Below are 18155 nucleotides of genomic sequence, written 5' to 3'. Positions count from 1 at the left end.
AACATTGTCTATACTGGAACCTGAGACAATACCTCCCGCCCCCGCTCCCTCCTAAAAGAAAGGAGGTTTGCCTGGCAAAAGTAGAAATTAAATTTTGAAATCAGTTGATTTCGTTCCGTTGAAAGGATAAAGACGGGACAAAAGGAATTAAATTATTAATTATCAAATTTGTTTATTATGAAAAAGAAAATTTTCGGCGGTCTCGCCGTTTTAGCAATAGCTGCTATGGCAGCATTTAATGTGAACCTCAGTGCACAAGAGGAAAATCTTTCAACCATTAGTTTAGCTAATGTGGAAGCATTAGCTGGTGGAGAAGGTGAAGATTTTTTATGTACCTATTCATATGCAGATTACTGCATTTATGGAGATATTTATGTGATTAATGTCAGACGTGTTTGATACTTAAACTTGTAGGGAAATGGTTATCCATTTCCCTACATTTCAAAATCAATGATTTTATTCTAAAACTTTATGATAAGTAAAATTTTATTCCATACGATCTAATCGAAAATGGTATAAGATAGAAAACAACTAATTTAACATTTATATGAAAATCAAGCTAAAACTTCTTTTATTCCTTTTGTTGTATTTTATTACATCTTGTAAAGATAGGCCTATTAGTTCTATTACAGAGCTTTTCAACGCTCCCCAATCTATAAAACACCAGACCGTCGAGATCTCTAATTTCTCGACAAATGTATTAAATCCTGTAGCCTCTTTAGTACACGGAAACTTACTCATCTTATTAGATGTTCAATCTCCTATTTCATTTTCAGCAGTGGATCTAAAACAGGGCCGATATATAAAAAGTTGGGGAAAACGAGGAGAAGGACCAGGAGAAATAATTGGTATAATGGATTTCTATAGTAACTATACAGAAAAAGGTATTAATTATTGGGATGCCATGCTCAAAAGACTTTATTTTTGTTCGTATGACAGCCTGTTATTTGAATCAGAAATAATCAATGTCAATCTTATCGAAAACATAAAAAACAAAGAATTATTCAATCATTTCTTTCCTAATGTATTACAAATTAGGGAATCGCTTTTTTTAGGTATAGGGGATAGTGGGGACAAACGCTTTTCAATAATTAATACTGAACAAAACACAATAACCCAAACTGGCGATTATCCGCTTCAAGATAAAATTTCAGGAGTCCAGCCTTTTGTAAAAGCTTCGGCTTATAATGGCTTTATACGCTTCAATGCAGGAAAAAAGAGAATTGCATACATTTCTAGAAATAGTGAAATGTTTGAGATATTCGATATTAGTACAACAGAGTTGAAGTTATTCTATGGAAATTACACAACAATACCTAAATATCAACAAATCTCATCTAATATGGGCATAACGGTAAAAACAGATTATTATACAAATGGAAGAAACATATGCGTGTCAACAACAGATGACTATATCTTCATCTTAGGTAAACCACATAATGTTAATATTGATAAGGAAAATGTACAAAAAGCAACGGATACAGTGAATCAAGTTTTTATGTTCGATTGGGATGGAAGGCCAATCGCTCATTATCTCTTAGACTGCAATCTAACTTCTATCTCAGCAACAGAGGATTCCAAACGTTTATACGGGATACTAAATGAGGAGGAAGCTCGCATTGTTTATTTTGATTTGTAAAAAACATAGGAATGATAATCCTATAATGAAATATAATTTGAAACGATTGCTACGGCAGCTATCGTCAATAATCTCGATCGCATACTATATTACTATACTAGGATAAACTAAAAAAGATCATGAAACATCATTCGACTTATTTCTTGCTGATTTTGGTTCCGTTTCTTTTCTCCTGCAATCAGAAAAGAACAAATGACAGCCCGCCGAAGCATCCTACGGGGGCTTATATCTTGGAGGAGATGAAAGATTCTACGCTCACGATTGATAATGCTATCGATCCTATCAGGAAATTAATGTTTCCTTTCCGGGACAGGGACGGAAGAGAGTATCTTACGTTCCAAAATATCGATGCAAATGAAATAATATTTTATGACATGCATGACGGAGCTTGGCTGTTTACGATTCCCTTCAATACGGAAGAAGAGAATTGGGTCGGAACATTCAAGGGATATTCGATCGTTAGCCTTGACAGCATCTTTCTTTGCCGTGAAGGGGAGTCGGCAATTATCCGGACGGATACTTCCGGGAGGATTGCCGGGAAATACAATTATCAGGCAGACGATAGGAACCGTCCATTGTTGCCGTGCTATTCCTTTTCTTTCATTAACACCCCTTTGCAGTTTTTCGACGGTAAAATTTATCTTACGCAACAGGCTCCTAATAGAAGACTGGGTAAGAACCCTGTAGCCGCGACAATCGATATTGAAACAGATAAAGTCGAAATACTTCCTTTCAACAATCCCATTTCGGAAAAAATACAACAAGCGGATTCCCTGGTCGGCATAGAGTTTGCATTCAGCCGCTGTTTCGACCGGACGAATTTTATTTATTCCTTCTATTTTGATGAAAACATCTATGTCACTTCACCTGATCATTCCAATGTAAAAAAGATTGCTTGCAAAAGCCGGTATATCGACAGCCTGCAGGTCATAGACGGGCGGAACCTAAGAGATGAAGAGGCTCTCAGGAAAATGAATGAAGCGCCTATGTATGGAAATCTGATCTACGATCCGTATAGGGACTTCTATTATCGAATCGCCTACCCTCCTACCCGGATGGCCTCGGGTGAAAAACAGGAAAAGACTTGGAAGTATGGCAGGAAACGGTTTTCAGTGATAATCATGGATAAGAATTTCCACCAAATCGGGGAGACTTTATTCCCGGAATATGAATATGTCTCCACCCTCCTGTTTGTCAGTAGGAAAGGTCTGTATATCGGGATCCATCCCCAAAGTCCACGCTCGGTTCCGGGCAAGATCGTATTTAACTGTTTTCAGGTCGTACCTGAAATGATCTGAAAGAATAAGAGTGCATAAGTATAAAAAATAAAACTCAATATGAAATCTTATAATTTATATTTATCTATTCTCATGGTAATGTTTTTCCTTCTCTCTTGTAAAAAAAGAGCAGATCAAAACATTTCTCTAAAATTTGCAGAAACTATGGTAAGTGAAGAATTACCTATCGATTTTATGTTGGGTAAACCATACCAATTAAAAATATCAGATAGTCTCTTGTTAATTGCAGACCACGTCGATGAGAAAGCCATTACAATTTACAATTATAAAAATAATAAATATCTGAAAGAAGTTATAAACATCGGACAAGGACCTAGCGAAATAATTCTGCCTATTCAGTTGACTATTAGAGAAAAAGATACAATCGGAATTTTAGAACGCCAAAAAGGGTTGTACTCTACATTTCTCATTTCCGATATATTAACCAACACCGTACAATGCTTAAATCAAATTAATTTTGGAAATATTGATCGGATTACCGAAACCAATAATGGATATATTAGCGCTGGGTTTTACGAAGAGGGGTCTATAGGAATTCATAATATACGAGGAGAATTAATCAATGTTATAAATATTTATCCCGATTACCTAAATAAGATAAACGATATATCAATAAAATACCGTTATGGGCAAGGCTCTATCGCTTTTAATAAGGAATCTGATATTTTTGCCTTTGCAGGGTATTTTATAGGAGAAATAAAATTTTATTCTCTAAATGATTCGAATAAATTAGAGATAAGGAATTATTATAATCTATCTCTATCGTCTGATCTTCAAAGAAGGATAAATGCAAGTACAAATACTACTATAGAAAGAACAGATATAGAATACTTTACAGATATATACACAACAGATCACTATTTCTATGTTTTATATAGTGGAAAAAGTATGGATGAGAGAGAGAAAGCCAGAGAAAGTCATATTCTCCTTTTTAATTCTGCGGGCAAATACGTCAAATGTTATAAATCAGACAGGAAATTATACAAGATTTGTGTAAGCCCTGATGACAAACACTTATATGCATTATCCCTATCTGATGAATTAGATTATATATTGGTACAATTGAATCTTTCATGAAACATAAGAAATCGTATATATAGATTGAATAATAAATTTATAAAATGTTTTTAGATAGTGAATAACGAATGTTTCGTATATTTGTTTCGTCTCACTTCTTATTCTCTTTATTTCTAATTAAAAAAAGAGAAGTAAAATTTGAAAAGCCGGGGAAGAACTTTAAAACGGAAATAGAAGAATGAAAAAAGGTCTCGGATCATGGAAAACAGAAAATATTCAGCTATAATTTGAAATGATTCCTTAAAATACAAAGCTGCTTGTTTTCTGATTAAAAATATACCTTACTATTATTCTATAATGGAGAGGAACTAAAGGTAAAAGTAATGCTGAAGTAGCTGGGATTCTTCAAGAAGACCGTCACGGTCTATTGTAACACAAAAGAGCAGTCGGTCGTATTAAAAATCAGCGGAATGGTCGATCAATGAAAGAGATCGAGATTAAGTAAGAATTGAGTAAGAATTGAATCCCAATTTTGGAACCTATTACCCATTTATTATTTGTTTATTTACTAAAAATTACTAAGGGAAAAAGGGGCGGAACATTGTCTATACTGGAACCTGAGACAATACCTCCCGCCCCCGCTTTCTCCTAAAAAGAAATGAGAATGCCCGGCAAAAGAGAACATTAAACGATAAATGATGAATGATAAACTATGAATAACATGTGCATGAAAAAGCAAAATATTGGCGGTCTCGCCGTTTTAGCAATCACCGCAGTAGCAGCATTTAATATAAGCCTAAATTCACAAGAGAATAAACTATCCGCCATCTCTATGGCAAATATTGAAGCTTTAGCACAAAGTGAAGAACCAGGTATTACATGTAGCCGTTCTTGTTCCGATGGAATAGGACAATGTTGGACATGGGATGGTATGATGGGTTGCAGGTTTGAAGGCTACATGTGGCTTTCTTGCAGATGTTGAGATTAATTATTCATTCGCAGGGAGAGTATTCTTCTTACACAAAACTATAATTCATGAAAAAACTATTTTCTCTATTAATAATTATCTTCTTTTCTTCTTGCCAGGGGGAAAAAATGAAGAAGCTTTACAGATCATTAAAGCTTCTTTGAATGAAGTAAATATATCTATTTCGGATCTATTCGAAAGCGCCCGTGTCGTTCCTCTGGAGACAACGGATAACTCGCTGATTATGTCTCTAAAGAAAATTATTTACTATAATAATCAATTATACATCTTTGATGATAAATTGTCTGGAGTTTTTATTTTTGACAAGAACGGGAAATTTATAAATAAAATAGTGAGAGTCGGACAAGGAGAGGGAGAATATACTTTAATCTATGATTTTGTTATTAATGAGGCGGAAAATCAAATCGAAATGCTATCACCTTTCGGAGCAATCTACTGTTATGATTTGGAAGGCGCTTTCCTAAAAAAATACAACCTCCCCTCTCCTCCTCCCAACTACCAAAGAATGGAATTCTTGGATGCCAAACATATTATAACATGGTCTCATGTTACCTCCGACGAGAATGGGCTAAGTATCTTATCAAGGACAACTAACAGCACTATCAATAGTTTCTGGAAAAACGATATGATTATGAATATGCTCACGAATAATGTCTTTTATAAATACAATGACGATCTTTATTTTAACATCTGCCTATCCGGCAAAATTTATAAAATTACACTGGGCGGTTATGCTTTAGCTTATGAATGGAATTTGGGAAAAGATGATTTGAATATAGGGAAATATAAATTAGTTTCAAGAAAAGATATCGCAACGAATGAAGACATAAATAGGTTGAGGCGATTATTAGAGAAAGGAGAAATGCCTTTCTATTTCTTCAAGCAAGGTCAAACAGATAGATATTACTACACTCAATTATTTTTCAACTTAAAAACGATGAAGAATCTGTTTTACGATAAGAAAACAGGGAAAAGCTTTTTCTTTGAAAAAACAAAAGAAGGAATCGGAATTGATCCCTTGCTTATTTCTAATGACTATCTGATCAGCGAAATCAAGCAATCCGATATTCAGTACCTTGCCAATAGTAAGATCATAACAAAAGAGGACCGGAAGAAACTGATAGTCCATAATAGAGAAGAAGAAAATCCAATACTTGTATTATATAAATGATAAAAACAGCATTTTTTCATAAAAAAGAAATGATATGAAAAGAAAATATTTATTTGTAAATAATTTATTGTGCATAGTCTTTTTTTTTATTGCTTGGGGTTGCTCTCATAATACCCAAACTGAAAAACATCAGGGTAAGCGGGATAAGGTTATTCATGTCCGGGAGCAAGTCAAAACAATAAGAATAAATGAAGAAGATGTTATGATTGGTTCCGTTTCACGATTATATTTAATCGACAATTATTTATTGATTAGCTCTAAATCAATAGATAATAAACTCATTCATATTTTTGACAGAAATAACTTCAAGTTCATTACAAGTATATGTGATTTTGGGCAAGCCCCAGGTGAGATTACAAATATCGGGCACATCGCGATAAACGAATCTAATCGATCATTTTATGTTTCAGATCACGGAAAACAGAGGATATTTAGTTATGACTTAGATAGTGTTTTAAATAATCCTTCCTATTTGCCCCAGGTAAAAATGGTAATGAATAAATCACAATTTCCCAGTAAATATAAATATATAAACGATACTCTATCTATAGGTTTGGTTATAGAACCAATAGGAACAGGTGATTATAAACAATCCATTGCAAGATGGAATATGAATACTGAAAAATTAGAACCAATGAAGTATGAACATCCGGATATAAAGAAAAAGCGTGTTGTCTTTGATGTATCTGAGGATTATGATATTTATGTTGAGTGTTATTCCTATTATGATTTAATGACCATTTGTAATTTAAACGGAGAATTGAAGTATACTATCTATGGACCTAATTGGGAGAGCAATCCCATAAAAAGAACTTATCATTATAATAAAGTTTCATTCTGTAAAGATAAAATATTGGCAATTTATTCAGGAAAGGAAGATCGACACCCTGATGATTATTATCCAACTATATTTTTTGTTTTTGACATCAATGGCAACTATATTAAAACGATAGATGTAGGATATAAGATAAGCGATTATTGTTACGATGAAAAAAACAATAGAATCATATTGAGTGTGAAAGATGAAATCCAGTTCGCTTATTTTTCTCTCGACGGAATAATCTAATTGTCGTTCATACAAAAAACTAATACCTCTTTCCTCCGATCTTGGCAAAAACAGATTCCATTTTATCTATTTATCAGAGTAAAAGGGATTCACTTTATTATTATATTTTTAATTAAAACATAATTAAAATTAGATGAAATATCTTTGTTTTTTATTACTCTCTTTTTCTTTATTCCTGGCCTGTTCCAAACCCTCCGAATTGGAACAGGCATTGGAGATCGCCGGAGATAACCGTAAAGAACTTGAAAAAGTATTGGAACGTTATCGTATAAATCCGGTAGATTCTTTAAAATACAAGGCAGCCTGTTTTCTGATAGAAAATATGCCGGGATATTATTATTATGAAGGAGAATATTTGGAAAAATATGCGGAGTATTTTAAACTGTTGGGTGAAAGTTCAAGCCAACCTGTAGAAATTCTGGATTCCTTATCGAATGTATATGGGCCTTTCAATCGTTCATACCTCGAAATGAAACAAGATATTGAAGAGATCGATTCGGCCTATCTATGTGAGAATATTGATTTGGCTTTTAAGGTATGGATGGAAAAGCCGTGGTGCAAAGATGTTTCTTTTGAAGATTTCTGTGAAAATATTTTACCTTATCGAATAGGAAACGAAAAATTAACCTATTGGAGAAAAAATTATTTAGAAGAATACAGTCCGTTTATTGAAAATTTAGATATAAAAGATCCTATTGAGGTCTCTATAATTTTAAGGCATAGGATCTTAGAGGAAATGTGGCCAAAAAAATTCACAACGAAAAACCCTCCCGGCTATCCGAGTTTGGATGCTTACACAGCAAAAAACTTAACTGGTTCTTGCGATAATATGAATCAGTTTGTAGTTTTTTTGTTAAGATCTGTGGGTATCCCTTGCTCAATAGACTATATGCCTATCAGGGGAGATCAGAACATCGGTCATTCCTGGGTTTCTTTAAAAAATAACAAGCATGAATATTATACAATCGATTATTTGGGAGATGCCGCTTATATCTCGGGTACGGAACTAAATCATCGTTCAATAAAATCCAAAGTATATCGCAAAACTTTTTCAAGAAATTCCATCGATTATAATAGACTTTCAAGAAAAACAGAATCAATCCCGGCTACATATACCAAATACAACTACCGATTTTATGATGTTACTCCTTTATATTCTAATGGATTGATGGACTTATCTATTCCCAAAAGCATGATCTATAAAGATAAATTTATTTCTAACGCCGTTTTTTATTTGTGTACGCCATGTAGATTAAGCTGGGTACCTGTTGCTTGGACCGATATTTATAAAAAAGGGGCAATCCTGTTCAAAGATGTTGAAGCCGGATGTACCTTCCGGGTGGCGCAATATGAGAATAATCAATTCACCTATATAACGGATCCGTTCACGATGCATAACCAAACAAAAGAAATAAAAGTATATACGCAAGGAATAAAGGCTGATACATTGGTTTTGTACTCAAAATATTCATTGGAAAGTGAGAATGAATTCAGGGATCGAATGATAGGAGGCGTATTTGAAGGCGCTGATAATCCAACCTTTGAAAATCCAGACACACTCCATATAATTAAGAACAGACCGTATCGTTTGTTTCATAATGTCGATGTCTTTTCAGACAAAGCCTATCGGTATGTACGATATAAAGGCCCTAAGCTTAGTAATTGCAATGTATCGGAGATCCAATTTTTCTCTGATACTCTTCTCTTAAAAGGAAAAGTTATTGGGACACCCGGATGTTGGCAAAACGACGGGTCACATGAATATACCAATGCTTTTGACGGAACAACGGAAACGTCCTTTGATCACAACACTTCGGATGATGGATGGACGGGCATGGACCTTGGACAACCTTTTATGATAAGTCAAATCATTTATTCTCCCCGAAATAATGATAATTATATCAAAAGGGGAAATAAATATGAATTATTTATAAGTGATCGGGAGGGTTGGAAGTCATTGGGTTATCAAATAGCTTCTGCCGACTCTTTAAGATATGAGAATGCGTTCGATGGCGGTTTATTTTATCTAAAGAACCATACGGGAGGAAATCAGGAACGTCCATTTACAATGGAAAAAGGAAAATCGATTTTCTTATAAAAAGAGGAGAATACACGATTTATTGACAAGGAACTTCAGACATTATTTTGTTTTAATGAAAATGGGCAATATTTATTTAAGGTATCACAAAGAAGGACAAGGACCTCAGGAATATACATATATGGAAGATTTTAATATTGATCCCTCCAGCATAGAAATATTAATTTGGGTGCTTTTTGGTGAAATACTAAGTTCCTGTTTAGATGGAAGTTTCATCAGAAAAGTACAACTACCCAATGATATAATAGCATATAATGAAGTTCATGTATTGAATCAAGATACCTTATTATTCGTATTGATGGGAGATTTATTTACAATTAGTATATGCTCATGCTCACATACTACTCCAGATCAGGTTAGTTATAAAGACTTAGCATCTAAAAAAATAAGTCTGATAGAAAAAAAATATATTGGATTAAATATCGAGAACCAATTTGTCTTTTTCGGAAAGGATTCACTAAATCGCATATCATTAAAAAAATAGCACAGAATAAATGTCTTTGGTCATAGCCCGTGTGGACGTTTCCTGCGGCTGTACGGTACCTCTCTGGGACAAGCAGCCGATTTCCCCGCAACGTTGGACAGAAATATAGGTAAAGGTTTCGCCGGAACAGACTGGATTCTTCGAGAAGACCGTCACGGTCTATTGTAACACAAAAGAGCAGTCGGTCGTATTAAAAAAAAATCAGCGGGATGGTCGATCAATGAAAGAGATCGAGATTAAGTAAGGATTGAGCAAGAATTGATTTTATTTTTTTAGATCTATTACCCATTTATTATTTGTTTATTTACTAAAAATTACTAAGGGAAAAGGGGCGGAACATTGTCAACGCTGCAAACCGAGACAATACCTCTCGCCCCCGCTGCCTCCTAAAAAGAAAGGAGGTTTGCCTGGCAAAAGTAGAAATTAAATTTTGAAATCCTGTTGGATTTCGTTCCGTTGAAACGATAAATACGGAACCAAAGGAATTATTAATTATCAAATTTATTTAGTCATGAAAAAGAAAATTTTTGACGGTATCGTCATATTGGCAATAGCTGCAGTAGCCACATTTAATATAAATTTAAGCTCACAGGAAAATAAGTTGTCTGGCATTGCTTTGGCAAATATCGAAGCATTAGCCTCTGGTGAATGGACCGGAGATGGCTGGACCTGTTTTATAAATAGTTATGATGATTATTCCTCTGGCTTGTTTTTTACTTATATACGTTGTTTTGATTGTTATACCAGCAGCGCTGTAAGTGTTTGGAATCCAAGTATCTGTAGACATTAACGTGATAGCATTATATCTTTCTGATAGGAAAGGTATATTGTTGGGATTAATAAATTTGCAGCATGTTTGTTCCATGATTCTATTAAAGAAAGAATAGCATGCTGCAAAATGAAGATGCTACATTTAACAAACCTATTTTGTCAATAAGCGAAAAGATAGTGGATTTTTCAAAAGGGCAAATTCTTATATTAATTGAGATTGAACCAATGGGCAAGAAATAATAAGATTTAATTATGACACGGATTAAAAAAAAATGGATTTATATTTTTGTTGGCGTTGATATTGGGTGGATGTTCCGATAGCAAAGAGGGTACAATTGTTGTTTCGAAATTTGAGAAGAGCGGAGAATTAATCGCAAAAGTACAAAAAATGCCTGCTCCTATCTTCTTGCCTCGAGCAATGCTTATTGCAAATGATAAATTATATGTATATAAAGAAAAGGAAGCCGAGTTGTTTGCCGTTTTCAATCTTCCCGATTGTACATATATGGGTGATGGAGGCAATCGTGGTCAGGGGCCAGATGATTTTGGACTTTTAGACACACGCAGTTTCCATGTCTTGAAGAATGGCTTTAACGTATTGGAGTCAGGAAGCAATATCCTCAAAACCGTCATATTTGAAAACAATCGTTTATCGGTAGTGAACTCAGAGAGAATTTTTGATGATTATGCTCCAAACAATGGGTTTTATCATTTAGCAGACAGCATGTATTTAACCTTGGGTAATATCGGGGAATCGAATGAATATTGCCTTTTCAACAAGAAGAAAAAATTAATTGTAAAGATTGGAGAGTATCCTCAATGGGTTCCGGTAACGACAGATAATCCGATGGCTCCTCCTGTTTTTGTTACCTACATTAAAACTTGCGTTGTCCATCCGAATGGCAGAAAGTTTTCAGCCTTTTATGGCAGATTTAAACGTTGGAGGATATATGATTACTCTGCGAACTTACTGCATGATATTGATGTCCGGGTAAAACCTTATGCCACAAACTTTGAGGAAGAAGTAAAAAATCAACCGGTATATTATATCGGTCAACCACAGACAATCAGAAATTATATTTATGTCCTTTGTGCAAATAGCAAAGGCAACGATCCGGATGCTCCCGTCGCTTCTGAATTACAAGTATGGGATTGGGAAGGAAGGCCTATTGCCACTTATCGATTTGATAGAAAAATATCTTTAATGGCGATAAGCGAGAAGTATAACAAAATATATGCGCTCAACAATTCTATTGAGGATGAATTTTACATTTACGATATCCCCCTACTTAAAAACTAAGCTATCATGAAAAGCAAACAATACATTCTTCTTTCGATTCTTCTTTTTTTTATTTTTTCCTTTACAAATGATAACGGCAATAACAAAAAGAGAAAAATAATTAATTCTTTATATTCTATTGAATTACCTTTACAGTGGGAACCCATGAAAGGAATGCCGGGAGATGGAACCATCCCGGGTGAGCGGGAGATAAAGTTCTTTCATTTATATTATCTGGCTTGGTCCACTCCCATAAGAAGTCTCGAAGATCGTTTTCATACTATAAGTTTAGACATACAAAGTTATCAAAGAACGGACGGCAATCCTCTTTCTGTAAAAGACGTGGAAGAATTAAGCCTCTCTAAATTGAACTCGCCCAATATTGCAATACTAAAAAAAATCGATCTAAAAGGAAAAGCCAGGCAAAGAAGATTAGTTCTGATAAAAAACAGCAAAGAAATGGATGGAAGCATCGTAAAGTACCGTGATTTCTATTTAATGCAAAAGAATAGGAATATTGTTCATTGTGTAAATGTCTGTTTAAGGGAAAAGCAATACCATGTTTCAGGAACGCCATCAATAATAGAAGATATACTGGATTCATTTTCAATAGTTGTCAAAACAGAAGGAAGAAAAAACATTGAATGAAACATTATTTCCCGAATACGAGTATATATCAACCTTCCTATTTGTCAACCAGAAAGGATTATATATAGCCCTACGCTTAAATGAAATCAACATCTATGTAAGCCCTGATGACAAATACTTATATGCATTACTCCGATCTGATGAATTAGATATATATTGGTACAATTGAATCTTTCATGAAACATTGAAGATTCTATTCGTTTAGATTTTCAAGGATTAGATAACAATACAAATCAGCATATAACTTGGTTTGAGTCTCAAATAAACGAAAATGATAAAATAACAATCAAAGTAATTAACGTAAATCAAGTTGCAGAGGTAATTAAATTAGAACCCAACGAAAGAAACTTATTAAAAAATAAATTAATAGAATATAGAGGGATAAAAAACTATTTGGAAAAGGAAGGATTAATAGAAAAAGAAAAATAACATGCTGGGATTTGAACTGAAAATTAGAGATAAAATTTTGTATTTACCTTTTGAAGCTAGCTTTATTATATCACGAAAGAGTACAAGTGAAGAAGAGGATATGTACATAAATGTAGGGCTTTACGACCCGCTGACAAATAATATAGTTAACTGGGTAAAAGAAAATTTATATTTGAATGATTCGATTGAAATAACGCTAAAACAGATAGAAAAAACTTCTGCACCTTTGAAAATTTTCGATTTCCACGAATATTTTGGAACAACAAAAGAAGAAGCAGACAAAAAAACTCTTGAAAGATTCTTAATCCTCAAAGAAGAATTAAAAAACGAAGGATTAATCTAGCAAAACCCCTATCTTTAGAAATAAAGCAAAGATAGGGGATTTTAAATAGACATAATGATATATATAAATCAAGTAAAGAACGTTAAACCTGTTGAAGGAAGGAATATATATCCATATAATATTCCTTCAATAGCAAATTTAAGGGAGTTGGAGTTTCGTAAAAGTGTAACCTTTATCATAGGAGAAAACGGTTCGGGTAAATCTACTTTGATTGAAGCTATTGCGATAAATTCAGGATTGAATCCTGAAGGTGGAACTCGCAATTTTAATTTTAATACACAAGAATCTCATTCCTGTTTATTTAACGATTTAAGGTTGGTAAGATCAGCGTATCGAGAAAAGGATGGCTTCTTTCTTAGAACAGAAAGTTTTTACAATGTGGCTACTGAAATCGATAAGGTTTTTCAACTTGATAAATACAAACGTGATTTGTATTATGGTGGTTCACTACATGAATGCTCACATGGCGAAAGTTTTTTAGCATTAGTTAAAAATAGATTTTCAGGAAAGGGGTTGTATATCTTTGATGAGCCGGAATCAGCCTTGTCAATTAACAGCCAACTAACGCTATTAGTTATGATGAAGAATTTAGTTGATAAAGATTCACAATTTATAATTGCAACTCATTCACCAATATTAATGGCTTATCCTGATGCTGACATTTATTGTGTTACAGATCAGGGACTACAATTGGCAGCCTACGAAAAAACAGAACAGTATATGTTGATGAAATACTTTATAAATAATCACAAAAAAATGATTGCCGACTTAGGATTGCTCTAAGGTTTATATGTTGTGAATGATATATATACTCGCCTAAATCAACCATCTATGACCAAATGACAAATATCAGTGGATGATTCAGGGAATTTATTGATAAATTAAGAATTTAATCTTTCAATTTATGAATCATTCAATCAAATGCATGTAGTACATGATTCTATTTTAATTTATAGTGCCATACCTGATGAGTTTTCTATAAAAAAATATGATCTGTTTAATCATAGGGAAATTGATAAAATCAAAATAAAAACGGATGATCACAAGGAATCTTTTTTTTATTCAGATCGAGGTTTAGTTGCTGCGAATGATTCCTTTATCGTTTATTCTTATGTATTCAAAAAACAGATCGATATTTATAACATCAGTGATTTGAAATTGAAAAAGCGAATTATAGGAAAGTCTCAATTGGAAGGTATTGCAGTCGGTGATTTTGAGAACAGTATATATCAATACATATCAATTATAGCAAAAGAAAAATATTTCTATGCCCTATATCAGGGAAATAAAGCGGAAAATAATCATGATTGCATAATAGAAGTATATGATTACGATGGAAATCCTATTATAAAATATGACTTTGATATCATACCTTTTCTTTTTGAAGTCGATGAGAAGAACCAATTTATATATGGTTTCAATAATAATTATGAGAATTTTCTACTAATATATAAGCTGAACTAACTGGAAGATTGTTGGGCAACAGCCACGTCCTCATTCCGTCGTGTTGGAAGCAAAGATCCTGCTTTGACTATCAAAAAAGGAGAATCATTGCGAGGCGGGAGCCTCGCTTTTATCGCCGGCGAAAGCTCCAGCTTCCGCCGAACATAACAGGAGTTTAAATGCGAGTTTGCTCTGTGGTGGTAATGACGTGAAAGAGCAGTCGCTCGCATTAAAAGTAAGCGGGATGGTTGAATAAATGTAGGGGTTGAAAGCGTGTAAGAATTGAGTAAGAATTGAGTTGATTTTTTCCACCTATTACCCGTTTATTATTTGTTTATTTGTTACTAAGGGAAAAAAAGATAAATGTTTAGTAGCTATTTAAATTTTACTCGTTCATTTGCTTAGCTCTGTTTTTAGGAGAGTTGATTCATTTGTGAAGTGAGGAAGCGGGCTATTTGAACTGAGCAAAGGGAGCAAATACACAAAAACAGGACAAACAAATAACGAAATTGTCTTTCTTAAAATGCTTTTGGAAATTTAAACAGTTACTTAATATGGTGAATCATAGAATAGGCCATTCCATTTACCCGAACAAAAAACAATAAAAATGAATGGACAAAAACAGACTGGAAAATACGTAAAAGCAGTGAAGATCCTGAAATATTTCGGCTGCTATCTTTTGTTGGGGATAGGTACGGTTTTGTTTGTGATACTGCTCAGGATCTTCCTCATTGCTTCCTTTAAGATACCTTCGGCTTCTATGGAACCTACTATATTGCCGGGAGATTTTATCCTTGTCAATAAATTGATTCCGGGGCCGCGGATATTAACGAGCCTGAATTTGAAAGATGGCGTCAAGACAAAGCGTCTGAAAGGCTATCGTCCGATCCGGAGAAACGATATCCTGGTTTTCAACTTCCCTTATGCTGGTTCCTGGGATAAAATCAAGATGAATCTCGGACAGTATTATGTGAAACGTTGTGTCGCTATTCCCGGAGATACGTTCTATATTCAAAATGGTTTTTACAAAGTCGCCGGCTGTTCGGAGACCTTAGGTTCATATGCTAACCAAGCGGCTCTTTCGGAACTCAAAGAAGAAGAATTGCAGAAAATAGGAGGCATATACCATACCTTTCCTTATGATACGATCCGCTATTCCTGGAATATAAAAAACTTCGGACCGCTGTACATTCCCCGGCAAAATGACCTCCTGCCGGTCGATAGCGCAACGATCCGGCTTTATAAAAACCTGATCGAATATGAAACGAAAAAAGAGATCACCTTCGCGGGAGGAACCGTCCTTTTAGACGGGAAACAGATCGACCGCTATCTTTTCCGGCAGAATTACTATTTCATGTGTGGCGATTGGGTGCCGGACTCACGCGACTCCCGTTACTGGGGGCTATTACCCGAAGACCATATCATCGGGAAAGCTTTTCTTATATGGAAATCCTGGGATCCGGATTCCGGGAAATTCAGGTTCAATCGATTTTTTAAGACAATGAAATAAGATGAAAAAACTACTATTAACACTCAATATTCTCTGCCTGGTACCCTTTATCATGGTATTAAGTACGGTTTTGGTAATCGCCCCCGACTTGCCGAACGGGGTAGTTTCCGGTAAATATTTCTGGTTTTACCTCTCCATGGGACTTAGCCTGGTTGCAATGGTCGTTTCTTATGCGATAAACCATAAGAAAGTCCGGTTTTCGCCGGTCGATTTCCTGTTGACGCTTTTTTATTTATTCAGTATGGCCAATAATTACTTTTTGTGGAGAACATATCCTTTCAATTTCTCTACCAGGATGATTTTATTCTCCCTGCTATTTGTCCTTTATTTTCTATTCCGTCTTTTCCTGTCCCAAAGCAAAAGGAATGCCTATGTATTGACTTTATGCTTCCTGGCGACCGGATTGATAGAGATCGTCTGGGGATTGGGGCAGTTGTATGGCTTCAGCCATTCGCAGCACAACCTTTTCAAGACAACAGGGTCGTTATTCAATCCGGGGCCCTACGCCGGATACCTGGCTGTCGTTGCTCCCGTTGCACTCTTTTATATCCTTAGGGAATGGCATTTATTTAAAGGGAAATTCAACCGTCACTATCTTCCGTTTTATATTCGTACGAGCATCGCTTCGGCCGTTTTGCTCGGGACGTTTCTCATTCTTCCCGCCACCCAGAGCCGGGCGGCATGGATCGCTGCGTTCGTCGGCTGCCTGGCGGCGCTTCTTCTTTACTATATACAAATTAAATACACTCCGGAAAGCGCCTGGGCTTTTATCCAAAGGCATAAACTGAAAATCCTTGGGATTACAACTGTTTTGCTGCTCGCGGGAGCAGCCGGCTTATCCGGCATCTATCATTTAAAGGAGGATTCAGCCGACGGCAGGGCTTTGATATGGAAAATATCGATGAAAGTCACTGACAAGTATTCTTTTGGATGCGGCATAGGCCGTTTTGCCGGCACTTACGGAGAGGAACAGATTCGATATTTCCAATCGGGACAGGCAAGCGAGCGGGAGAAGCAGCTCGCAGGGAATCCGGAGTATGCTTTCAACGAATACCTGCATATCTATATCGAACACGGCTTATTTCCGTCCATTGCCTTTTTCATTATGATCATCTGGGCCGTGTGCGCAGGAATCAAGAGGAGGCGGGGCGCTGCTGTGGGAGGACTCCTGGCATTGCTGGTTTTTGCTTTCTTTTCCTATCCCTTCAATCTGTTGCCTTTTGTGATTGCGTTTGTTTTCCTGATGGCCTTAGGTATTTCACAGGAACATGACATTACTTATTTCCAGGATTTGGAGCGCTTTTATCTCCATCCGTTCCAGACGCGCAGGCGCCTGAATACGGCGGGAGTTCTCTTCCTATTGATTCTCTTTACAGGAATGACAGCTTTCTGCCTCTACAACCGGTATCCGACCTATCGAGCCTATAAAGAGTGGAACCAGGCAAGGGCGTTGTATCATGCCCATGCGTTTAAAAAGAGTTTTAAAATATACGAGAGACTGCACCCCTATCTTCAGGATCAAGTTGATTTCCTGTTTGAAGAAGGGCAAAGTTTGTCGAAGACCGGCCGTTACGAAGGGAGTAACCGGATATTCATTGAATGCACCCGGATCAGTTGCGATCCGATGATCTATAATATGATAGGAAAAAATTACCAGGCAATGGGGAAATACAGAGAAGCGGAAGCGTCTTATTATAATGCCATGAATCTTGTGCCCCACCGTCTATATCCTTATTATCTATTGGCCAAGATGTATATGCAAACAGAAAACCGGGAGAAGGCGCAGCAAATGGCTGCAGAAGTACTCGGGAAAGAGGTGAAAGTCGATTCCCCGGCCGTAAAGGAAATGAAAGATGAAATGAGAAAATATTTGGAAGAAACGAGAAATACCATTCTATTTTGATAAAAAAGGATTCCTTTATATTTAAATTCAGTATCTTTGGAAGATCGATACTTGCATACTGTAAGTAT

The 18155-nt window shown here is 35.5% G+C and carries 18 protein-coding genes; all 18 read left to right on the top strand.

Annotation, left to right across the window (positions count from 1 at the left end):
- Positions 1–177: 177 nt before the first annotated feature.
- The gene (locus tag BQ8014_RS10775; protein ID WP_080904340.1) at positions 178–399 is read left to right on the top strand and encodes an NVEALA domain-containing protein; all 222 of its coding nucleotides are present in this window, start codon (positions 178–180) and stop codon (positions 397–399) included.
- 148 nt (positions 400–547) lie between these two features.
- Positions 548–1639 carry a BF3164 family lipoprotein gene (locus BQ8014_RS10770; protein ID WP_080904339.1) on the top strand — a complete coding sequence of 364 codons (1092 nt, stop codon included), beginning with the start codon at positions 548–550 and terminating at the stop codon, positions 1637–1639.
- 119 nt (positions 1640–1758) lie between these two features.
- Positions 1759–2937: a DUF4221 family protein gene (locus BQ8014_RS10765; protein WP_080904338.1), complete on the top strand. Its 1179-nt coding sequence runs from the start codon at positions 1759–1761 to the stop codon at positions 2935–2937.
- Between the two features lie 39 nt (positions 2938–2976).
- Positions 2977–4014, top strand: a complete 1038-nt coding sequence (locus tag BQ8014_RS10760; protein WP_080904337.1) for a BF3164 family lipoprotein — start codon at positions 2977–2979, stop codon at positions 4012–4014.
- 667 nt (positions 4015–4681) lie between these two features.
- Entirely contained in the window at positions 4682–4936 is a 255-nt protein-coding gene (locus BQ8014_RS10750) for an NVEALA domain-containing protein (protein WP_160150076.1), read from the top strand.
- Entirely contained in the window at positions 4902–6113 is a 1212-nt protein-coding gene (locus tag BQ8014_RS10745; protein ID WP_080904335.1) for a 6-bladed beta-propeller, read from the top strand. Before BQ8014_RS10750 ends, BQ8014_RS10745 begins: the two co-directional genes overlap by 35 nt.
- A 34-nt stretch (positions 6114–6147) precedes the next feature.
- Entirely contained in the window at positions 6148–7179 is a 1032-nt protein-coding gene (locus BQ8014_RS10740; protein WP_080904334.1) for a 6-bladed beta-propeller, read from the top strand.
- Positions 7180–7312: 133 nt separating this feature from the next.
- Complete coding sequence (locus tag BQ8014_RS10735) at positions 7313–9277, top strand: discoidin domain-containing protein (protein ID WP_080904333.1); 1965 nt, start codon at positions 7313–7315, stop codon at positions 9275–9277.
- A gap of 55 nt (positions 9278–9332) precedes the next feature.
- Positions 9333–9761 carry a 6-bladed beta-propeller gene (locus BQ8014_RS10730; protein ID WP_080904332.1) on the top strand — a complete coding sequence of 143 codons (429 nt, stop codon included), beginning with the start codon at positions 9333–9335 and terminating at the stop codon, positions 9759–9761.
- Between the two features lie 10 nt (positions 9762–9771).
- On the top strand, positions 9772–9870 hold the full coding sequence (locus BQ8014_RS20050) for a DUF1573 domain-containing protein (RefSeq protein WP_080904331.1): 99 nt from the start codon (positions 9772–9774) through the stop codon (positions 9868–9870).
- 402 nt (positions 9871–10272) lie between these two features.
- A complete protein-coding gene (locus BQ8014_RS10720) occupies positions 10273–10551 on the top strand; it encodes an NVEALA domain-containing protein (RefSeq protein WP_080904330.1) in 279 nt (92 codons plus the stop codon).
- A 276-nt stretch (positions 10552–10827) separates the two neighbouring features.
- On the top strand, positions 10828–11832 hold the full coding sequence (locus BQ8014_RS10715) for a BF3164 family lipoprotein (RefSeq protein WP_160150074.1): 1005 nt from the start codon (positions 10828–10830) through the stop codon (positions 11830–11832).
- Between the two features lie 6 nt (positions 11833–11838).
- Positions 11839–12459, top strand: a complete 621-nt coding sequence (locus BQ8014_RS10710) for a hypothetical protein (protein ID WP_080904328.1) — start codon at positions 11839–11841, stop codon at positions 12457–12459.
- A 430-nt stretch (positions 12460–12889) separates the two neighbouring features.
- Complete coding sequence (locus BQ8014_RS10700; protein ID WP_080904326.1) at positions 12890–13231, top strand: hypothetical protein; 342 nt, start codon at positions 12890–12892, stop codon at positions 13229–13231.
- A 54-nt stretch (positions 13232–13285) separates the two neighbouring features.
- On the top strand, positions 13286–14014 hold the full coding sequence (locus tag BQ8014_RS10695) for an AAA family ATPase (protein ID WP_080904325.1): 729 nt from the start codon (positions 13286–13288) through the stop codon (positions 14012–14014).
- A 138-nt stretch (positions 14015–14152) separates the two neighbouring features.
- The gene (locus BQ8014_RS10690) at positions 14153–14695 is read left to right on the top strand and encodes a TolB-like 6-bladed beta-propeller domain-containing protein (protein ID WP_080904324.1); all 543 of its coding nucleotides are present in this window, start codon (positions 14153–14155) and stop codon (positions 14693–14695) included.
- A gap of 586 nt (positions 14696–15281) precedes the next feature.
- Complete coding sequence (gene lepB, locus BQ8014_RS10685; protein ID WP_080904323.1) at positions 15282–16184, top strand: signal peptidase I; 903 nt, start codon at positions 15282–15284, stop codon at positions 16182–16184.
- Between the two features lies 1 nt (position 16185).
- The gene (locus BQ8014_RS10680) at positions 16186–18087 is read left to right on the top strand and encodes an O-antigen ligase family protein (protein ID WP_080904322.1); all 1902 of its coding nucleotides are present in this window, start codon (positions 16186–16188) and stop codon (positions 18085–18087) included.
- Positions 18088–18155: the final 68 nt, after the last annotated feature.

Origin of the sequence: Parabacteroides sp. Marseille-P3160, from assembly GCF_900162725.1 — a bacterium.
Classification (GTDB): Bacteria; Bacteroidota; Bacteroidia; order Bacteroidales; family Tannerellaceae; genus Marseille-P3160.
The sequence above is the reverse complement of the archived record's forward strand: the minus strand, read 5'-3'. Positions and strand labels throughout refer to the sequence as shown.